This is a genomic window from Treponema phagedenis (assembly GCF_008153345.1).
In the GTDB taxonomy this organism is placed as follows: domain Bacteria; phylum Spirochaetota; class Spirochaetia; order Treponematales; family Treponemataceae; genus Treponema; species Treponema phagedenis.
In genome coordinates, this window is record NZ_CP042818.1 from 2314467 (window position 1) to 2335001 (window position 20535).

The 20535-nt window shown below is 40.5% G+C and carries 13 protein-coding genes and 1 pseudogene; 3 read left to right on the top strand and 11 right to left on the bottom strand.

What is annotated here, in order from left to right:
- Positions 1-811: 811 nt before the first annotated feature.
- Genes FUT79_RS10295 through rpe form a run of 4 tightly spaced genes read right to left on the bottom strand, consistent with a single transcriptional unit; the run spans position 812 to position 4523 of the window.
- Positions 812-1915 (bottom strand): tetratricopeptide repeat protein, encoded by a 1104-nt coding sequence (locus FUT79_RS10295; RefSeq protein WP_002701193.1) that lies wholly within the window; start codon positions 1913-1915, stop codon positions 812-814.
- Between the two features lie 2 nt (positions 1916-1917).
- Entirely contained in the window at positions 1918-2940 is a 1023-nt protein-coding gene (locus FUT79_RS10300) for a hypothetical protein (RefSeq protein ID WP_024751966.1), read from the bottom strand.
- A complete protein-coding gene (gene bamD, locus FUT79_RS10305) occupies positions 2941-3897 on the bottom strand; it encodes an outer membrane protein assembly factor BamD (RefSeq protein ID WP_024751967.1) in 957 nt (318 codons plus the stop codon). It abuts the gene before it with no gap.
- Positions 3894-4523: a ribulose-phosphate 3-epimerase gene (gene rpe, locus FUT79_RS10310; protein ID WP_002701199.1), complete on the bottom strand. Its 630-nt coding sequence runs from the start codon at positions 4521-4523 to the stop codon at positions 3894-3896. Before rpe ends, bamD begins: the two co-directional genes overlap by 4 nt.
- Positions 4524-4739: 216 nt before the next feature.
- On the opposite strand from rpe, the gene rny reads away from it, so the two are divergent.
- Positions 4740-6275 (top strand): ribonuclease Y, encoded by a 1536-nt coding sequence (gene rny, locus FUT79_RS10315; protein ID WP_002701200.1) that lies wholly within the window; start codon positions 4740-4742, stop codon positions 6273-6275.
- 115 nt (positions 6276-6390) lie between these two features.
- Here the strand turns inward: rny and FUT79_RS10320 are convergent.
- From FUT79_RS10320 to FUT79_RS10335, 4 genes and pseudogenes are all read right to left on the bottom strand, one after another.
- Positions 6391-8516, bottom strand: a pseudogene (locus tag FUT79_RS10320) (methyl-accepting chemotaxis protein).
- Between the two features lie 262 nt (positions 8517-8778).
- Positions 8779-10653, bottom strand: coding sequence for a beta-N-acetylhexosaminidase (locus FUT79_RS10325; RefSeq protein ID WP_024751968.1), 1875 nt, complete (start codon positions 10651-10653; stop codon positions 8779-8781).
- A gap of 309 nt (positions 10654-10962) precedes the next feature.
- Positions 10963-12399 (bottom strand): D-alanyl-D-alanine carboxypeptidase family protein, encoded by a 1437-nt coding sequence (locus FUT79_RS10330; protein ID WP_044634291.1) that lies wholly within the window; start codon positions 12397-12399, stop codon positions 10963-10965.
- Between the two features lie 161 nt (positions 12400-12560).
- Positions 12561-13745, bottom strand: coding sequence for a coiled-coil domain-containing protein (locus tag FUT79_RS10335; protein WP_148889643.1), 1185 nt, complete (start codon positions 13743-13745; stop codon positions 12561-12563).
- 195 nt (positions 13746-13940) lie between these two features.
- Between FUT79_RS10335 and fusA the strand changes: the two genes are divergently transcribed.
- Together fusA and FUT79_RS10345 are read left to right on the top strand one after the other, a co-directional pair.
- Positions 13941-16022, top strand: a complete 2082-nt coding sequence (gene fusA, locus FUT79_RS10340) for an elongation factor G (protein ID WP_024751971.1) — start codon at positions 13941-13943, stop codon at positions 16020-16022.
- A 199-nt stretch (positions 16023-16221) separates the two neighbouring features.
- The gene (locus FUT79_RS10345; protein WP_024751972.1) at positions 16222-16779 is read left to right on the top strand and encodes a DUF2147 domain-containing protein; all 558 of its coding nucleotides are present in this window, start codon (positions 16222-16224) and stop codon (positions 16777-16779) included.
- Position 16780: 1 nt separating this feature from the next.
- On the opposite strand, the gene FUT79_RS10350 is transcribed toward FUT79_RS10345, so the two are convergent.
- The 3 genes from FUT79_RS10350 to FUT79_RS10360 form a co-directional block, all read right to left on the bottom strand.
- Positions 16781-18895 (bottom strand): flagellar assembly lytic transglycosylase, encoded by a 2115-nt coding sequence (locus FUT79_RS10350; RefSeq protein WP_024751973.1) that lies wholly within the window; start codon positions 18893-18895, stop codon positions 16781-16783.
- Positions 18876-19961 carry an Hsp70 family protein gene (locus FUT79_RS10355; RefSeq protein WP_002701217.1) on the bottom strand — a complete coding sequence of 362 codons (1086 nt, stop codon included), beginning with the start codon at positions 19959-19961 and terminating at the stop codon, positions 18876-18878. The genes FUT79_RS10350 and FUT79_RS10355 overlap by 20 nt, the downstream gene beginning before the upstream one ends.
- A gap of 180 nt (positions 19962-20141) precedes the next feature.
- Positions 20142-20369, bottom strand: coding sequence for a hypothetical protein (locus FUT79_RS10360; protein ID WP_024751974.1), 228 nt, complete (start codon positions 20367-20369; stop codon positions 20142-20144).
- Positions 20370-20535 lie beyond the last annotated feature (166 nt).

Genomic DNA, 20535 nt, shown 5'->3' on the forward strand with positions numbered 1-20535 from the left:
CGTTTGCTTACCCTTGCTCAATTCCAAAGGATGTTTTGCCTGACACTCCAACGTAAACAGGCAAAACTCGTAGGCGAAGTTACAGTAAATTTTCAAAACTTCGCCCGTGCTCAATTTCAAAACGATGTTTTAAAGCATCAACACTATTTTGTAAAATTGAAGCTTTAAAACTCGTTGGCGAAGCGGAGGCAAATTATTAACGCTTTGCCCTATGGTAAGTTTACCCACCGTTGTCAAAACTCAGAACAGGCACAGATGGCAAAATCAGAACAATACCAAACGATGTTTTAAAGCATCAACACAAAATTGTAAAATTCAAGCTTTTAAACTCGCAGCACTGATTTAATCAAGAATACTAAAAATCAGTGCGTGGCGGTGGTTCCACGCAGATGGTTTAGTTTTTGCCATGGACGGCAAAAACTCAGAACCGCCATGGACGGCGGTGGTTCCACACAGAAATGAGTTTAAAAACTACCACACTTCTATAATAGGAGTTTTTAAACTCATGGTTTGGTTTTTGCCATGGACGGCAAAAACCAAACCGGAGCTCTTTTTTATAAAATTTTTTACGATTTATATAAAATGCATTAAAAGCGGATTTGAGCTATCAAAAGAAGGTTATATCAGTTTTCAGTTGTGTTTAGTAGGCAATAGTTATACTTTGCAGCATTGAAAGAAGTTATTGCTTTACCGCTTTCTTGGAAGCTGCTTGGGAAGACTTCAATAGCGGTAAAAACGTTTTTCATCGGAAATACTGCGGCGAGAGTATGCGGAAGGTTTTACATAATTTTAATTTTATCAACATATCGGATTATTGCGCCGGCTGTTGACTTTGGAAAATGCTTTTTCCTCTTAAATAAAGAATCCCGTTCCGCAATTGCACTTTTCCTAATACTTGTATGGGTTTGCCTGCATCAACAGGCAGTGAAAAATTACAAACAATGGGTACAACTCCTTCAAGTTCCGTGCGGGTATCATATCCTACCAAAAGATTAAAACTTAGGGTTTGTTCGGATTGCTTGATATTCGTCGCCATCCCTTTCCATACTACCCAGCAATCAAGGTAAAGCTCTTTATTTGTATTTACTTCGCTATACGGAAAGCTGTCTTTAATGGTATCAAAACCGGGAACGGTAAAGTATTCTGTAAGCGTTTTTGCTTTTCTCTTAATTGCGGGCGATGCATTTGAGTAGAGAATTCGGTTTACTTCCACTTGCGCAAGGTTGTCTTTAAAAGATTGAAAGTACTTTTGCGCAGCCTTATATGAGGCAATAACCTCTTTGTTTGTAAGAGTGTAAAGAAAATCGCCTTCGCCGGAAAGCGGCGCTGATTCTTCGTCGGCAACTAAAGCTAATGCGGATAGATCTGCCCGTTGCCCGCGTATGCCTGAAGAATTGGAATGAAAAAACACTACTCCCAAAGATATTCCCAAAGCACAGAGTATGCCGGTACCTACACAACTGAATATGAGTTTTCTGTGATGCTCGCGTACGCCCGGCTGCGGATATAGTTTTTTAATCTCCCCTGATTGAATAAAGTCTCCGATCGCTTCGGGGGTATTATTGTTTTTTATAAAATCCAGACCTTTTTTTGCAAGAAGATGTTTCGGATCAACTTCAAGCGCATCAAGATAACATTCAACCGCTTTGTTGGTGTCTCGTCGACGTAATGCAATTGCCGCCTGTGCGCAAAGAAGATCAGGATCGGGATGCGCTATTTTTATTTGTTTTGCTCTATCCAAGTATGCGAGAGCTCCTGCAATGACCCCTTCATGTAAGCAAGCTAAGCCTAAATATAAATGAAAAGAAAATGATTCGTGATAGTCCAATACACAGGGTTCCAATAATGATATAACTTCATTATATTTTTTCTGTACAAATTTTTTTTTCGCTCGTTCAAGTACTGATAGTGCCATAATTATTCCTGTATATCTTTAATAGCTTTATCCGTTTGATCCGTTAAATCATATATTGCTTCGTCCGAAACAATATCCGGATTTTCTTCAACTTTTTCTATTTTTTGCAAAAGTTTTTGTATATAGTCGTAATTCTTTTTTATTCTTTCGCTTTCCGTTTCCGCTATAGTTATAGAATCTCTTATTCTCTGAGCAGTTAATAAGCAGTAGTCTGCGCATCCGACAATCATTGAAACAGTCATTATGCTGCCTTTTTTAAGAAGTTTTTCTTTCCAAATAAAAAGCATCGCGGCATCGCTTACTGAATTTCCTTTTGTAAACGATCTTCCCTGTTGGTAGTGCGGAAGCCATTCATGGCCGGTAAGTCTGTTTCTGTTTGCAGCGTATACATTTATCGGAGTAATTGCTTGAGGGTGCTTTAGCAAAAAAAGACAGGCTGCATTCACATCGGAGGATACTATCGTAGCATCTTTTTCAGTATCAAGTCGAAGAAGTATTTCTGAAGTTATATCGCGTTTTGTGTCCGTGTATAAAAAACGTTTTTTGTTTTCTCCCAACGATGAATCTATTAATGCTTTAAAAGCGGCAAAAACTGAATTTTCAGAAAGATTATGCACGGAAATGTCAATCTTTAAATACTGCCCGCCTAATTCTTTTTCACCGGGAATAAAATAAAACGTTTGTGTTACTTTAAAATCCTTTGAAATCTGAAAAGTCATTACTATCCGATTGTCAATTTTTTCCGCAAAAATTGTTGAGCCGATCTTTTTAATAAGAGGATATACTGTTCGGTTAAAATGTAAAGAAATTACATTAACACTGCCGCTTCGCGTACTGTCGTATAGCGGTGTGTAATTTTTTTTACAAACATCAAATCGATATAACGTAAAACTGCCTGTTTTAGGATATACCATAACTTTTAAAAATCCGGAACTTAACTCAAGAGCTTCATTTGCGGCAGCACTAACAAGCATTCCGATACCAATACAAAAAATGAGTATGCTCTTTTTAGTAAATCTCCTCATTTACTTTGTCTCCTTTAACAGGTTATCATACATAAATTTGAGCTTGCGCGCCTTTGTCCGCAACTCTTCCAAAGCCTTTCTGCGCTTATTCGGGTCAGCGTAATCGGCAGGTAAAGACGGCGATTTTTCTTCCGGAGCCGGCGGTTTTTCCGTTGAGGAAAGCATCAGTGCTGCGGAAAGTTCTTGGTTCTTCATTTCAACCATTGTAAGCGCATCATAAAGCTCTATATTTTTTTGGCGCTCTTCCTTTAAAAGCTGCTCAAGCTCCGCCGTTCTGGGATCCTTATTCATCTCTCCTATTTTTTTTTGATAAGCTTCAATCGTTTGATTATAAATTTTCTCACGTTTTTCAGACTCTTCTGTTAAACGTAAAAACTCTTCATGACTCATTTTTAGCAGCTTTAATAGTTCTTCCTGCGTTTTTGACTGATCAATCAATGCTATCTTATATCGCGCCGCCTCAACCTTTGCCGACTGAGGATGATCAATTAAAATACGTGAAAAAATACTCCGCGCTTCTGGAAATCTGCCTGTCAAATAAAGGTTTTCTCCTATCCAATAATATGCGGAAGGCACCTGACTGTGATTTGCCCACCGTTTAATAAATGCATATAACTCATTTATTGAATTTTCATGCGCGCCACAAAGGCAAAATATTCTTCCCCGCTGGTATACCACTTCCGGCATTCTTTGGCTTCGAGGATTTGCCTGAATAAACTTTTCAGCTTGAGTTAAAGCAATTTGATAATTATGCGCGGAAGCGTGAGCCATAATAAGCCAGTACCAAGCTTCATTATATTGCGCACTTTGGGGCTTCATTGCTTTTTGAAATGAAAAAATTGCGGAAGACCAGTCCGAGCGCGCATAGGCATCAAGACCCGCCGTCAAGTAGTCTTGAGAAAAACTAAAAGCCGAAGAAAAAAGAATACATACACATAAAAGTAAATATCTTTTCATACCCGCAATTCTCCTGAAAAAAACGATGAGCCCGAAACAATAATATCCGCTCCTGCTTCCGCTGCAACGGGAAGTGTTTGACTATTGATTCCTCCGTCTACGGAAATAAGATACGATAATTTTTTTTCTTCGCGTATTTTTTTTAACTGTCGTATTTTTTCTATACATTCGGGGATCATCTTTTGACCGCCAAACCCGGGATTAACGGACATCACAAGCACAAGATCAGCGAACGGTAAAACTTCCTGTAAAACGGAAACCGGCGTTGAAGGCACTAAACTTATTCCCGGCTTCATTCCGTACTCTCTGATTAAACCGATAAGCCTATGGGCATGCACCGCTGCTTCAATATGAAAAGTAAAATATTCGGCACCTGCTTCTGCAAAATCTTTTACAAAATCCGATGGATTAGTAACCATAAAATGAACATCAAACGGAAGAGACGTTTTTCCCTTAAGACTCTTCAGCACCGGAGCACCAAAACTCAAGTTAGGGACAAAATGCCCATCCATTACATCCACATGGATAAGCTTTCCTCCGTTTTCTTCTATATATATAAGCTCGGAACCGAGTTTTGAAAAATCCGCACTCAGCAAAGAAGGTGCAAGTAAAAAAGACTTACGCATATAGTATATATTAGCAAACAAATGTCAATCTGTAAATAGGGAAAATCTGCGGTTACAACAAGAGCATAGCGTTTTTTTAATACATCTTACAAAATAGGAAAAAATCAGTTTCTGCATTAAAAAACCTTTCTATAATATTATCAATAATTTATTGACATTATACCAATTTGATTGTAAATTAAGTATGGACAGTACTATTTTTTAAGGAGCATACCAATGGGCACGACCATTTTAATCGGTATTATCCTTGTTGCTGTCGGTTTAATTCTTGGATGGACGATTCGCTGGTTGTATGCCAGATTTCAACTATCTGCTTCTGAACAACGTGCAGAGCGGGTTTTACAGGAGGCAAAAAAAGAAGCTGAAGCTCAAAAGAAGGATATTCTTCTTGAGGCAAAAGAACAACTTATTCGGGAAAGAAATCAGCAGGAACGGGAAAACCGCGAACGTAGGAATGATCTCCAGCGTTCGGAACGCCGTTTAGCGCAAAAAGAGGATGTCCTCGACAAGCGATTGGAAACGGTGGAAAAGCAAGAAAAGCAGCTCGTTGAACGTGAAGCCGCACTCAATGAACGCGATAAGAATTTAAGCGGCGAAGAAGAGCGGTATCGGGAAAGATTGGAGGAAATCTCCGGTCTTACGCAGGCGCAGGCACGGGATTTGATAATCTCGAGTCTTGAAGCGGAAGCAAAACATGATGCGCAAGCTTTAATTAATAAGATAGAAGAAGAAGCACATCTTGTAGCTGAAAAAAAAGCGCGGGACATTCTGGTAACAACTATCCAAAGACTTGCCACCGATACAACAAGTGATATAACAGTATCGACGGTTAGTTTACCGAGCGATGAGATGAAGGGAAGGATTATCGGGCGAGAAGGGCGTAATATTCGTGCGCTTGAAACCTTAACCGGTGTGGATATCATTATTGATGATACGCCGGAAGCGGTTGTTATTTCCTGTTTTGACCCTGTACGTAAAGAAATTGCGCGGATTGCGCTTGAGCGACTCATCCTTGACGGGCGTATTCACCCTGCACGAATCGAAGAAATTGTGCAAAAGGTAACACGTGAAATATCGCAAAAGATATACGAAGAGGGTGAAAAGGTGCTTTTTGACTTAGGTATTCATGACATGAGTCAGGAAGGTGTACGGGCGCTCGGGCGGTTGTACTTTAGAACAAGCTACGGGCAAAATGTCCTGTACCATTCTAAAGAGGTTGCAGTCCTTGCAGGGATGATTGCCGCAGAGGTTGGCGCCGATGTGGAAATAGCGAAGCGCGGTGCCTTGTTGCATGATATCGGAAAAGGTGTAGAAACAGATTCCGATAAAAACCATGCGGAAATCGGCATGGAAATTGCACGCAAAATCAATGAAGACCCGCGAGTGGTAAATGCGGTAGGCTCACACCATAATGATATTGAGCCTTCTTGCGTGGAAGCTTTGCTGGTGCAAATTGCGGATGCGATTTCCGCCGCACGGCCGGGAGCTCGACGCGAAACAATGGACAACTATGTGAAGCGTTTGGAAAACCTTGAAGCGATTGCCGAAGGTTTCCCCGGTGTTGAAAAAGCCTATGCAATTCAGGCAGGAAGAGAATTGCGAGTTCTGGTAAATAATGAAAAAATACCGGATCAGGACGTAAAAGTGCTTGGAAGAGATATTGCTAAAAAAATTGAAAACGATCTCAAATATCCCGGCAGAATACGCGTAACCCTTATCCGTGAAACCAGAATTATAGAATATGCACGTTGACGAATTAAAAAGGCTGTCAGTTTGACAGCCTTTTTTATTTTAGGGTTAGAATTCCAACATAGCAGGTTGAGCACTCGCGTTTAGTCGCAGATACTTTTTTAAAACTATCAACGTATCAAACTTTAAACTTTTTCACCTCGCTTACCAGTTTTCAATGCTTTCCTTATTCTTCTGAGTAATTTCATTGACTTCTTGCACCGCATTATTTATCTGCATAATTCCCGATGCCATTTCGTTCATGCTGCCGGTGATAATCAAGGTTAGATTATCCAGCTTTTGCATTTCCTGTGCAACACTTTCTCCGCCCGTGAGCATTTCTGCGGATCCGTCTTTTACTTGGCTTGTAACAGCATGTATGTCTTTAATAGCTGTCAGCACTTCACTGCTGCCATGTTTTTGTTCTTGCATTGCGGAATCAATTTGTTCGACATGCTGTAATGCTTTCTTAGCAAGACTTACAACTTCATCAAATACATGCTCCGCCGCATTTCCGGAAAAAGCAAGATCCTCAATAATTTTCGTAGATTCTTTGAGCATTGCGCTAATTTCTTTTCCTTGTGCATTTGATTCTTCGGCAAGTTTTCTGATTTCATCTGCAACAACCGCAAAGCCCTTCCCTGTATCGCCTGCGTGAGTGGCTTCTATTGCCGCATTCATTGCAAGAAGGTTTGTTTGACTTGCAATATGTTGGATAATTTGACTGGCATCCATAAGGGTATCCGATTTTTCAGTGAGTTTTGCAACCTCGGCATTGGCAATTGATGCACCTTCTTTACCGAGTAAGGTTTGTTTATGAAGCAGGTCAATCACTTCTTTGTTTTCATTAAGCATTTTTCCTATTGATCCTATATTTGCTACCATTTCTTCTATCGAGGATGAAGATTCCTCAACGCTTGCCGCTTGGTTTTCGATACTTGTATTAAGTTGTTTTATCGTACGGATAATTTCTTCAATTGTTGCGGCGGTTTCGGTAACACTAGCCGCCTGTGTGAGGGCTTGCCGTTTTACTCCGTCGATGTTTGTGCTGATTTGATGTACTGCACTTGCGGTTTCTGCCATATTACTTGAAAGTTCCGTGCCGATGTCTTCCATGATAATCGTATTATCGCCAACTTGCTTTACCGCCTCTCTAATTTTTTTAATAGTTTGATTAAAATAATCGGAAAGTTTTGTTATTTCATCATTGCCGGTAATCGGTAATCTCACTGTTAGATCTCCATCACCTTGTGCAATGTTTTGCAAGGCATTAACAGTAACGGTTATCGGCCGCACTATTAGCCGTGCAGTGATAAAGATAATAATGAGAGCTATAATCAGAATGAGTAAACCGGTAATCCATATAGATTTTCTAAGCAACTGTATTGTTCCCATAAATTCATCAATGGGTGCATAAACAATAACTGCCCAGCCTGTTTTTTTTATTTTTGCGAAGGAGGCAATTCTGTCACTACCCTCCCATGTATAAAGCCCTATAACAGAATTTTCCGATGTAATTGCCTGTTTTTCAAAAGCTGCTATACTTGCCAAAGTGGGATCTGTTTTAGCACGCTCAATAGTATTCTCTTGACTGGTAACTAAATTCACATCAGGGTCTGCAATTACCGTGCCGGTTAAATCTAAAACATAACACTCCCCTGTTTTACCTACAATAATATCTTTGATATTATCACAAAGCCACAAACCGCTTATAGTCATACATAAAGATCCGGTAATATGCTTATCCTTGCCATAAATAGGGACACCGACAACCATGATGAAGTCTCCGTCAACCACAGAAATAAAAGGCTCGGAAATAAAATCCTTACCGTCCATCGTTGCTGTAAACCATGATTGACCGGTTATGTTCACTGTTTTTAGATTATGTGTGTATAAGTTTCCCCGTATATCCGCAATACTAATAAAATAAACACTTTCAGGGCAGTCGACTTTGGTTCCCAAATACCGAGCTTTTTCTTCAAAAGAAACAGAATCATCACCGAATATAGGCATTTTTGCCGTATTTACAAGGAATTGTAAAAAAATATTTATTCTACCGCTGATAATTTCTGCAGTATCTACAGCCTTGTCGGTAAGATGTGCCTCGACTTTTTCTGTTACAGCTTTTTTAGCGAAGTATAACGACAGAAATCCAAGCATAAAAACTGAAACAACAACAAGAACTCCAAAAATTATAAGTAACTTTTTTCGGATAGAAAAAAGCTTTTTACTCCCTATTTTCGAGGGGGGGGGCAGTACAGTCATTCATGTAAAGCACCTCCTACGCACTTTTCGTAGTTTTTATATCATTTTTTTTGTAGATTGTAAAGAGGCGCCATTAAGTAAAATATTTCTATTGCGTATATAATCGTAACACCAACAATGATGGGTTGCGAATTCACCATTCCTATGGTAAGTTTACTCACCGTTGCGCCGTGTCGGGCTCTTTTTATAATAGGGAGTTTTTAAACTCGCAGGTTTAGTTTTTGACAAGGACGTCAAAACCAAACCGTTGCGCAGCATTCTTTTACAGCACGGAAGCGGTAGCAATGTTTTTCCAGCCCGGCGAATACATGGCGTTCGGATATTCAGGGTCAAAGCTCAAAGGCTTTTGATTAAGCTCGGGGAGTTCCCGCAGCGTTCCTTTTGCATACAGAACAAGCCTTTCTTGTGCGCGTGTAATCCGCTGCAACAGTCCGCCCATGCGCAAATCAAAGACATCTAAACCGAATATTTTATTTTCCGCCTGCCATTGCCGCGAGTAAATAGAAATAAAGTTTTGAATCTTTTGCGCCAATGCGGGCAAATCCTTTTCGGCAATTTCTTTGAGCTTGGCACTGTCCTTTGCTTCATAGGCACGCCGAATCTTTTGCGGTAAAATGCTTTTTTCCGCAAGAATATCCGACAAGGCAAAACCCGTTTGAAACAACTCCTTCCATGCGGGATTTTTTGCCTCAGCCTGTTTCATTTTTTCAGCGCATTGACGATAGTGCGCATAGGTGCTTTCCCCTTGAATATGACTTTCAAATAAGGGCGCAAGAATATCCTGATACAAAATATACTTACTCGGATTGACCGTACATTTTCCAGGTGCGGGATTATCCGGCGTGAGGATTGGCTCATCAAGGCTTAAAAAACTTTCAAAGTCCGCATTGCAGCAGAGGGCAAACCGCCGAGGCAGCAGCTCAAGCGAATCCGCCCAGCAAAGCTCCGCCCAAGCAGACACCGCAGGCAAAACCGAAAACAGCGACGCCTCGTTGCCGTCATCGCCCCAAGCGGTTACCAACAGCTCTTGTATGCCGGTCTTTTTTGCCGCCCCGTGCACGGAGACGGCAGCCGCTATGCTGAATTGATTGCAGGTAAAAAAACTTGCCCACTTCCATGCGCCCGCCGCAAAACCCGCATTATTACAAAACGCTTTATGAATCTGCATTGGCAACTCATAATCCTCGCTCGGGCGCAGCGCATAATCCCAAAACAATAAACGGCTGCCGGCGGGAATGTCGGCGGCAATATTTTTGTCTATTGCGTGCAAACTCAAATTTTTGGAAAAATAGCTTTCTCCGGTGGCAAGCTTAAAAAAAACATCGCTCCAAAGATACACGGAGGTAAATCCCTGTTTTTCCGCAAGCGCATGCACAGTACGAAAATGCCGCAGCATAAGCTCATATCGATTAGTATAGCCGTGCAAGTCCAAATATCTGCCGAGTCCGACCATAGCAGCCTCGTCCATACCGATATTTATTTTTTTCGAGCTAACCGATTCGGTCAAACTTTTAAACATTGCGGAAATAAAGGCATAGGTTTCCTCGCTGTCAATTAAGAGAATGTCATTACAATCCCGCAAGTTTGCAAACGCCTGCCATTTCAGCACCTGTTGCAAATGCGCAAGGGTTTGCACCGCAGGAATAAGCTCTATGCCATACTCTTTTGCATAAGCATCCAGTTCCCGCAACTCGTTTTGAGTATACCGCCCCCGCTGATAGCCGAAATACGGGTACTCATCAATCGTGAAAGTATCTTCCATATATAATTGCACGGACGAATATCCCATCAGCGAGAGATGCGGCAGCAGCCGCTTAAATGCCGCAGGCAATAAAACGCCGTTTCGGGAACAGTCAATCATCAGCCCGAGACTTTGATAGCGGCTCTTTTCTTTGCGAGGCAGAGGCAGGTCAAAGGCAAGACTTTCAAAAAAAAGAGCAATACACCTGCCGGCTTGATACGGGTGTGTATACTGCAACAGGATTGCGTCTTCCGTATCGAGAACCGCAATATCATGCGGCTCGTTTTCAATTTGAACATAGCGGCGTTTTTTCTTAAAAAGCGGATTGCTTGTTAATTTAGCCTGCAAATCTTCGGAAAGGCTTGCAAAAAGCAACGATAAAAATGAGTCTGTCATACCAACCTATTATAACATGTTTTTGATAATTTTATGCGAATCAAGATAATTTTATAAAAAAGAGTCAGACACAACGGTTTAGTTTTTGCCGTCCATGGCAAAAACTAAACCTGCGAGTTTTAAAGCTTTACAATCTGTCTTGCTTTAAAACATCGTTTCTGTTTGGAACCACGGGCGTCCGTGCCCGTTCTGAGTTTTGCCGTCCGTGGCAAAACCAAACCGTCTGCTTGGAACCACGGGCGTCCATGCCCATTCTAAGTTTGACAACGGTGAGCAATTTACCATAGGAATGTTTAAAGCCGCAGGCAGTTATTTTCCGAAAAGCTTTAAACTCAAAATATCGAGCTTTTTACTTAAGTCGCTTGCGGCGGAAACATCCCGATCTGCAATAAGCGGAAAACTTCCGTAGGGAAATTCTTTTCCGTCTACGGTTCGCATAAGATATGCAGTACCGATAACTTCCCCCTTATCAAGGGGAGCGTATAATTGTTTTGGTAAATGTATTTGCAAATGAAGCAATTCGGTTGAGGAATTGTCGGTGTTTTTTTCGTTTAAACGGAAAACAGTGGTTTTATTTTGAGCAAACCTTCCGAATACAATAATCGGATATACCGATGCTTGACTGCTTTGACGTGCAGCTCCAATTACGGGGATCTGAGCTAAAGCTTTTTTTTCAATAATGAGCGGGTAGGTTTGAAAATTGTGAAAAGCCCAGTTCATTATTTTTTCACCATCTTTTTCCCGTATTGCCCTTCCTTGAGCAATTGTTTTTCCCGCTCCGCCAAGAATTACCGCAAGTATTCTGGTGCCCGCCCTTTTGCAGGTAAGCGCAATGTTAAAACCCGATTCATAGATAAAACCGGTTTTCAGTCCGTCGCAGCCTTTTAATTTACCAAGCAACGTGTTTGTTGCCGGCTGCGTGATCGAAATCAGGTTTTTTACATTGTGAGAAAGCGGATAGGTTAATTCTTGCAGCGCATGAAAGCGTTCAAGATTTTCGGGATATTCCCGGAGATACACAAGGCAAAAACGGGCAAAATCCCTTGCGGTGGTATAGTTTTCTTCGCTTAAACCGCTTGGTTCCGTAAAAACCGTGTGCTTTAAACCAAGTGTTTTTACCGCTTGGTTCATGCGCTCCACAAATTTCGGAACAGAGCCCGAGACCGTATGAGCAAGCGCAATTGCCGCATCATTCCCCGAAACAACCGCCATACCGCGCAACAGTTCCGATACGGTAAGCTGCTGATTAGGGCCTAAAAAAAGTAACGACGAGCCGGGCGGAATATTCTCCGCCCAAGATTCTCTTGGCGGAACAACAACCTGATCAAGGGTGATTTCACCGGAATCAATTGCTTGCATCGCAACATACATTGCAACAAGCTTGGTAAGCGATGCGGGCGGAATTTTTCTGTCCGCTTGATATTCGTATAAAAGTTGTCCGGTATCCGCATTGGCGACAATCACCGACTGCGCCGCAAGTATCGGTGCGGGATTCTGCATTTTTGTTTCGCGCATCAAAGCTGCCGGACAAAGGTTGGCAAGCTGAGGAGTCCCCTCTACCTTGTATTTTGCGTAAAAGTCTTCAAGAAGTAAGACTTGTTCTTCAGCCGAAAGGGGAAGAGCGGTATGGTTTTGTAATTTTTTTGCTCGGCTAAAAAGGAATAACGAACCGACACTTGTCCAAAAAACTACCACAACCAAAATGAGAAAAAAATAAAATAAACTGCGTTTTTTTCCGGTTTGCATATTCGCTTATATACTCCGTTTACGGAATGCAAGATTAAAATCCATTAGTTGATATTAATTTTAAACAAAGGCTTTTATAATTACGCTTTGCCGACCTGATACCACTTATGAGTAACGTTTAAAAATAAAAGTACTTACTAAGTGATATCACTTCGGTAGTGTTAATTTAAATCTTCGATTTTAGCCGAGAGCGCATCAATCTTTTGAGAAAGCTCTTGTTTTTTCGCCTCTGAAATTTCAATATTCTTTTCTGCAGATTCTATCATCTGTTGATATTCTTTTATGCCGCGTTCATAGTCATCAATGGATTTTTTAAAATTTATAATTTTTTTATCCTCTGCGGAATGCTTTTGTATAAGCTCGTTTTGTTCTATAGAATACTTTAAATGAGCGATGCTTTTTCGCATTGCCGCAATCGTGTGTAATCGTTCCGCATACTCTGCCGGAAAAGAATGAGCGCTGTCTTTCTCTTTCCCCTCGTCGGTAAGATACTGCTCACAATATTGAAAGGCTGCTTCTTTACATAAATGATCAATATTTTCATCAAGCTCTTTAAACTGCACGGTAAGTACTGCAATTCGCTTTTGAGGATTCGTCCCGCAGTCGCATTCTTTCAATTGTTCCAGCAGGCTTTGTTTCTCTTTTTCAAGATTTTGCTTGCGTTCATCATTTTCCGATTGCTTTAATTTATTTAAAAAAAGAATTCGATAGGATTCTGCCAATTCATCGGAGAATTCTCCGTTTTCATACATTTGTTGAATTTGGCTGTGAGCAAGAATTTGCGAGGATTCCCGAATAATAATTTTTTTAATTTTTTCTTGCAGATATTTTATTTTATTTTCCGTACTAAAAGTTTTAACTTGTAAGCCTATTTTTTCAAAAAACTTTGCATCGTTTTTTTCATCATCCTGCTTTTTTATACTCGCTTGCAACTCTGAAATTTTTTCTTCAATATCCTCAACCTTGTTTTTGAGATCGGCAAGACATTCCAATGATAAGTGATTATATGCTTTGTAAAATTGCAATACAAAGTCGCTTGCGCTGCGTTGATTGTCTTTCATATGCTCTTTTGAGATTTTTTCAAGCTGTTTTTCAAATGTTACAAGCTCTCCTTGCCTCTGCGTAATAGCTTTAATTTTTAAAATGGTATTTGTTGCCTTTTCTCTTTCTTGCCGTAACTCATTCCATTCTTCGCCAAAGGTTTTTTTTTCATTGTTCCGTTCCGGCAAAAAGGTATTATCGCTTATGAGTTTTTCTCCAAAATTAATATATGCGGTTTTAAGCTCTTGCTCCCGTTCGTGTAAATCTTTTGCAAGGCTCCCAGTGTTTTTTTTGTCTGTGTTCATTGTTTTATTTTAAACATTTATTTTATCCTTGACAATACCATGAAACACCTATTAAAATATTTCTTAGGAAGAATTATAGGTGCAGCATTAAAATGCTGATTTTTACAAGATAAATCTAAAAATCGCATAACGTTTGTAAAGTAAAAATCTTATTATCACCGCTAATTCTATTTTCATCTAAGGAGTTTTATAAAAATGAGTGTTTCAACAAATGATATTCGAACAATAGTTATTGCAGGACATGGGCAATCAGGAAAAACAAGCCTTACGGAAAGTCTGCTTGCGGTTTCCGGAGTTATTCAAAAACCGGAAGCTGTTCAAGGAGGAAAAACAGTAAGTGATTATACTCCTGAGGAAATAGAGCGAAAGATTTCGATTTATGCTTCGCTTGTCCATCTCCCCTGGAAAAATAAGACTATCAATTTTTGGGATACTCCCGGTTCTTCCGATTTCATCGGAGAGGTTGTAACAGCATTTCGCTCCTCGGAAATTGCCTTGGTTTTATTGGACTCTCGCTCGGGAGTTCAGATCGAAACAATTAAATACTGGCGCGATTTGGACAGACGAAATAAATCCCGCATGGTTTTTGTAAATAAAATGGATGAAGAGCGCGCTGATTTTGCACATTGTATCAGCGATATAAAAAAACAATTTTCGGTAGAAGCATTTCCGGTTACGTTCCCGATGGGAAAGGGCGCTGATTTTAAAGGGATTGTGGATGTTTTAAAAGGAAAGGCGTATGAAATATCAGCCGACGGAAAAGAAAAAGAAGTTGATATTCCTGCCGAGTATATGGATGAGTATAAACGCCAGCTTGAAATATTGGCGGGAGCCGCTGCTGAAGGCGATGAAGAGTTGTTAATTAAATTCATTGATGAAGGAGAGCTTACTAGTGAAGAAATTGCACACGGCTTAACACTTGCAATAAAAGACAATCGGATTGTTCCGGCTTTTGCAGGCTCCGCCCTTAAACAATCAGGGTTAACATCTTTATTAAATTTTATCACGGATATTCTACCCTCTGCGGAAGGTTATCTTGAACGAGCGGAAAAAGGAGAAGAAGCGGTTACCGTTAAAGTAGACGAAACAGCGCCGCTTTCCGCTCTTGTGGTAAAAACCGCAAACGATCAATTTTCCGGACGACTTTCATACCTTAAAGTTATTACCGGTATTCTGAACGCCGACAGTGAAGTATATAATGTAAATGAGCAAAAAAAAGAAAGAATCGGTAAACTTTATCGCCCCCTAGGGAAAAAACTGGTAGAAATACGGGAACTTGTCGCAGGAGATATCGGCGTTGCGGTAAAGCTTGCGAATGCAAAAACAAATGATACTTTTACCGCGACGGCAGACGGTCTTCCTTTTGTTAAATTACGCACTCCGGAGCCGATTTACTCAATTGCGGTAAGTGCAAATGAAAAGAAAAATGATGATAAGCTAAGCGAACAGCTTTTTAAAGCATGTGAAGAAGACATGACGCTTTCTTTCCAATTTAACCCGGAAACAAAACAGAATGTTTTTTCAGGCATGGGCGATCTGCATACCGGCATTATTCTTGACCGCATAAAAAAGCAAAATAAGATAGAGATAGAAACTTCCGTACCGCGAATTGCCTATCGTGAAACAATCAGACAAAAGGCACAAGCCGAATACACGCATAAAAAACAATCGGGCGGGCACGGGCAGTTCGGGCGCGTAGTTCTTGCCATTCAGCCGCTTGCGCGCGGGGAGCACTATAGTTTTGCCAATGCGGTTTTCGGTGGCGCAATCTCCAAGGGCTATATTCCCGGTGTTGAAAAGGGCGTAAAAGAAGCGATGGAGCACGGCGTTTTGGCGGGCTACCCGGTAGTTGATGTAGGAAGCACCGTTCTTGATGGAAAAGAACACCCGGTAGACTCCTCTGAAATGGCATTTAAAATTGCAGCCCGCAATGCGTTCAAAGATGCAATGCGCAATGCAGGGCCGATTTTGCTTGAACCGATCATGAATTTAACCGTATATGTTGACACCCAGTATTTAGGTGATATCATGAGCGATCTTTCTTCCCGCAGAGGAAAAATACTCGGGCAATCTTCTTTGGCAAACGGCATTGAAGAAATTCGCTCACAGGTTCCGCATAAAGAACTTTTGCGCTATGCAATCGACCTTCGCTCTATGACCAGCGGCACCGGTTCATTTGAAATGAGTTTTGATCATTATGATCCGATTTCAGGAAAAATAGCCGATGAGGTTATCGCCGCTGCAAAAGCATTTATAGAAGAGCAGAAAGAAGAGTAGCTTTTTACCGAATTTAACAAAAAGTTACAATCGGTTATTGTTTGGAAACTGAAAGTGCCAAGCAAAACTCTGATGGAGTTTTGCTTGGCACCTCTGCAGAACAGTCATCATGCTTATTAAAATAAGCCCGTAAAGGGATTGTGCGGCATTTGGCAGAGAGGGATTATTTCTTGTTAAAAAAAATGTGTAAGGAGCTAATATGAAACGTGTTATAACTATCTGTTTGGCAGTGCTGTGTATGGCTTGCGTCTTTTCCGACCCTGCCGAAGGTTTTTGGAAAAGTCTCGGAAGAAAAAAAGCAGTTACCGGTTTATGGCGTTTTGAGGTAAAAGACAATGTTTTATACGGCACCTGCGTGCTTGCGATGAAGGAACCGGTTGACAGAATTTTAACAAAATGCAAAAAAAACTATAAGGGGTACCCGCTTGATATCGATCTGAGTACTCAGAGGCAAATTGATGTTCCGCTGATTTACGGTGTTCAAAAACAATCCGAAGGAGTATGGCGTGACGGTCATATTATTGATGCTCGGAACGGAAGGTTATATACATGCCATATTACCTTTCATCCTGCCGGAACGGAAAACTTCAAGGTTGATACCCTGGAGTTGCGCGGAGAAATCGGGCTCGGTATCGGAATGAGTCAGTATTGGGAACCCACAACCGCCAAAGAAATAAATCAATTTATTTTGGCAAATATCGAAAAATACGGAAGCGAGGAAACCAAGAAAAATAAAGAAAAATTTTTGGTGCGTTAAATCAGTCGTGTGCTCCAACTATTTCAGCAATGATTTCTGCGGGCGTTTTATTATAATATAAATATCCATACATTACCGCTGCGGCAAGAATCTTTCTTCCGTACCCGCGCGTTTCTCCATATGCTAAGGTTTCTAAAAACAAGTCGTCAGGAGTATCTTTTTGGAGTTTTTTCCAATTACGAACACGTGCATAGCCGGCATTATACGAAAACAGTGCAGGCATAATCGCCCCGTCCCATCTGCGAATAAGATCCGTAATAAAAAATGTACCGAACTGAATATTGGTATCGGGATCGGTAAGATCATATTCGGTTATTTTTAGCTTTCGTGCAATATCTGCGGCGGTCGGTTTCATCAGCTGCGTTAAACCTATTGCTCCCGCATGTGAAATAACTGCAGGCTGAAAAAGGCTCTCACTTCTGATAAGAGCGTACAGTACATACTCTGCAATACCGTATTGTTTTGCGTATTTTTGCACAATATCAAGCCATGGACGAGGATAAATCAGCTTTAACTGTTCATCGTCAAAAACCGCATCTTCCGAGTGAAGTGCATACGACATGATTTTTATTGCATCAGCCCAACGGTTTTGGCTTATCTGAATATGAGACAACTCCGTTGCCTCAGCCACAGAGATATTGGGATATACTTTTGCGATTGAAGGATAAATTAAATCTGGTAACTCATATACCGCATAACCACGAAGAATTTCCATAGAATGCTCCGCAGAGAAAAAACTATGTGTATTGCGCTGTTTTCGTACCTTATATAAAGAATCGGTTAAAGGGATCTGCAAAACATTTGCGGCAAGTATTCGGTAATAAAAAGAATAGTGATCTTTTTGAAATGCGGTTTGATACGCAACAGTTGTCTCTTCCGGTGAAAGCATCCCTGAACGTGCTAAAACATATGCAATTCGCGCTTGGCGGTCGGGAAGTGCAGTGTTTTCAAGTGCTTCCGCAAGAATTTTTAACCTTTGCCATTGTTTTCTGCCGACCAACTCTACAATTGTGTAATCAGTAAGATCCGCAAACCAATTAGGATCATTCCATGTACCACAAGTTTTTGTAAGAGCGGTAAAAAAATCATTAAAACTTAATTTTTTCAGTGTATCAAGATAATACCAAAGGGTATTATCCGAATCGGCAGGAGTTGGTGCATATTGTTGTGCTGTTTGAAAAAGCGAAAGTGCTTTTTTTAGCCCTTCACTACCCGCTTTGGTATACAGTCTTGCGGCATAAAAGTTCGTATAAAACTCAAGATTTTGTTCTTTTGGTAAATCGCTTGCACCCTTCACCGTATCGGATATCGAGCGCAATAGCATTGCCGCCTCTATTGCATTTTGTGAACCGTATAATGCCGCCCGCCCTATATCGGAAAGCACGGGGTCAGTAAGGTATTCAGTAACGGAAACAGGATCCTCTAAAAGCTTTTGAAACCCTTGCCATGCGGGGCGATAATCTTTATAAAAAAGCAGTATTCGAGCTTGCACAAGATCGGTAAACTGTTCGGGTAAATCCGGAAAAGCTTCAAGCACCTCCGAGAAATACTCACATTTTTCTGCCTGAAAAGCGGTATCGATATAGATACTTTTGACTGAATTTTTAAGTATATCAAAGCGTTTTAAAAGAAATAAAAGCTCTTCCTGCAAGTCTTCCAAATGCTCTTTTTTTACTATAAGTTCTTTAGAAGCTGTTTTTTGTTTTGACAGAGTTTTAAGCGCTGTTTCAATAAAGAGGAGTCGTTGCTCAGGAGTTCCGGTTATGGCGGCTTCTTCTTCACAAAGTAGATTAAAAGGCGCTTTCCCTTTTGTTCCTTGCACAAAAAACTTGTGAGCATCTTCTTCGTTTTTTGCATTTTTTAAATGAATACCGACAAAGTAAAGCCCCCCTGCTCCGCTTCGGGAAACAAGTTTAATAGTTTTTTTTGTAGGATTTTCGAAAAAACTATAATCGTGATCTTTAAGAGCGGAGAAAACTTTTCCAATGTTGCTCCCTGTTGAGCAAGAAAAAAAACTACTGCAAAAAACAATGCATAAAAAAAGAAATTTTTTGTGCAAAAATGCGGAATGGTATTTTCCATTCCGCAGATTCTGCTTATTTAGGAGGGATTTCAATATATCTTCCTGAAATAATAAGATCAGGGTTTTTAATTTTATTATGCCGCGCAATTTTTTTATACAACCATGGATTCTTATAATAAGTATCCGATAAATCCCATAAGGTATCACCCCACTTAATCTTATGTCGCACAGCGGCTCCGGGAGTTACCGGCTCGGGGCGTGTTTCTTTTTTATCAGCTATCGGTTTTTCAACAGTTTCTTGTACCTGAGCAAGCTTTTGAACGGGCTCTTCTGCTGGTTTTTGAACAGTTTCCTGCACAGGTTTTTGCACTTCGTCCTGTTTTGTCTCTATTTGAACAACATCAGGCTCTTTTTCAACTTGCACAGACTCTGTTGCCTTTATTTCTGATTCCGCAGGTTTTGGCGGTTCGGTTGTCTTCCCTTGTGTGCGCTCCGATTCTATTTGCTCCGTATCTTTTTTATCAATTGTTTTTTCTACCGGAGCGGGAGAGTCTTGCTCTTTGCTTGATCGACCGATGCTTCTTGTAAGCAAGAGAATGGCTAATACAAGGATTGCAATGCCCAAAAGAACTAAAATAATTAAAAGCCAAAGCGGAAGTCCGCGTTTTTCTTTTTCTTCATATTTATGGTCTTGTTTGTACTCTTTTTCTTTTTTTTGCTCCGATTCCTGTGCTGCAGAAAAAGCAAGATTATCAAAAGAGGGGTCGCTTCCAAAATCGATATTATCGTTTACCGGAGAAAGATCAAAGTCGGGAATATCGAAAGCATTGGAATCCAGTGTTTCTAAAGAAACCTTCAGCCCTTGCCTCGTACCGGAATCCACATCTATAGCTTCAGCCGAAAGATTTTTATCTTCATCTAAGCTTAATTTAAGTTCAATTGTGGGATCTCCTGCAGGTTTCGCCTTAATATCTTCAACAATAAGCGATCCGATATATTCAGGCTCCGCCACATCCTGTTTTTTAAATAAGTTAATTTGTACGCTTGTTTGATTATCACGAACTGTTGTAAGCTCAAGCTCTTCCGAACTTAAACTATTTTCGTCCATAATAGGGAAAAATCTTCCATCTGCAAGCTTTATGCCTATTTTAGAAGCCATATGTATACTCCTTTATTACAATTAGTTTAGTATGCAAAACTCTCTTTGTCAACATTGCAAAAATGTTGTTTTAGAACAGGACCGACAAGAGTTTTAAACCTTTTTCAAAAGCAGCTAAAAGTACATTATATAAAAGAGATCGGCATAAAAACGCAAACTCTTGAAATAAAATAATCCCCCTTAAATAAAAAACCGCAAATCTTTGTCCATTGTCATTTGGGAAAGATGTCCGATGATATAGGTTCCGGTCAAAGCGGTCAGTGCATCAAGGGCGCAGGCTATTGAGCCTAAATAAAAGGCTGCCGGGCGCAAAATCAGATAGCCCGATTCAAAACCGCCGCCGTACAACATGCAAATAGCGGTAAGAGCGATAAATGCACCGCCTGACGGAAAGCGCCCTAAACTCATAAGTGCTATTTTGATACGGATGCCAAAATAACACCGTTGCGCCGTGCCGGACTCTTTTTTATAAATTTTTTATGGTTCGTATAAAATGTATCGAAAACGGATCAAGTTATCAAAAACGCTATAATAAATTATAAAAAGTTGCCGTAATTTTTTTACGGATGCTTGC

Excerpts from the sequence above, each read along its gene's own strand:
- rpe (WP_002701199.1), bottom strand. The coding sequence starts at position 4,523 with ATGCGTAAGTCTTTTTTACTTGCACCTTCTTTGCTGAGTGCGGATTTT.
- fusA (WP_024751971.1), top strand. The coding sequence starts at position 13,941 with ATGAGTGTTTCAACAAATGATATTCGAACAATAGTTATTGCAGGACAT.
- rny (WP_002701200.1), top strand. The coding sequence starts at position 4,740 with ATGGGCACGACCATTTTAATCGGTATTATCCTTGTTGCTGTCGGTTTA.
- FUT79_RS10335 (WP_148889643.1), bottom strand. The coding sequence starts at position 13,745 with ATGAACACAGACAAAAAAAACACTGGGAGCCTTGCAAAAGATTTACAC.
- FUT79_RS10300 (WP_024751966.1), bottom strand. The coding sequence starts at position 2,940 with ATGAGGAGATTTACTAAAAAGAGCATACTCATTTTTTGTATTGGTATC.
- FUT79_RS10355 (WP_002701217.1), bottom strand. The coding sequence starts at position 19,961 with ATGGCTTCTAAAATAGGCATAAAGCTTGCAGATGGAAGATTTTTCCCT.
- FUT79_RS10360 (WP_024751974.1), bottom strand. The coding sequence starts at position 20,369 with ATGAGTTTAGGGCGCTTTCCGTCAGGCGGTGCATTTATCGCTCTTACC.
- FUT79_RS10295 (WP_002701193.1), bottom strand. The coding sequence starts at position 1,915 with ATGGCACTATCAGTACTTGAACGAGCGAAAAAAAAATTTGTACAGAAA.
- FUT79_RS10345 (WP_024751972.1), top strand. The coding sequence starts at position 16,222 with ATGAAACGTGTTATAACTATCTGTTTGGCAGTGCTGTGTATGGCTTGC.
- bamD (WP_024751967.1), bottom strand. The coding sequence starts at position 3,897 with ATGAAAAGATATTTACTTTTATGTGTATGTATTCTTTTTTCTTCGGCT.
- FUT79_RS10325 (WP_024751968.1), bottom strand. The coding sequence starts at position 10,653 with ATGACAGACTCATTTTTATCGTTGCTTTTTGCAAGCCTTTCCGAAGAT.
- FUT79_RS10330 (WP_044634291.1), bottom strand. The coding sequence starts at position 12,399 with ATGCAAACCGGAAAAAAACGCAGTTTATTTTATTTTTTTCTCATTTTG.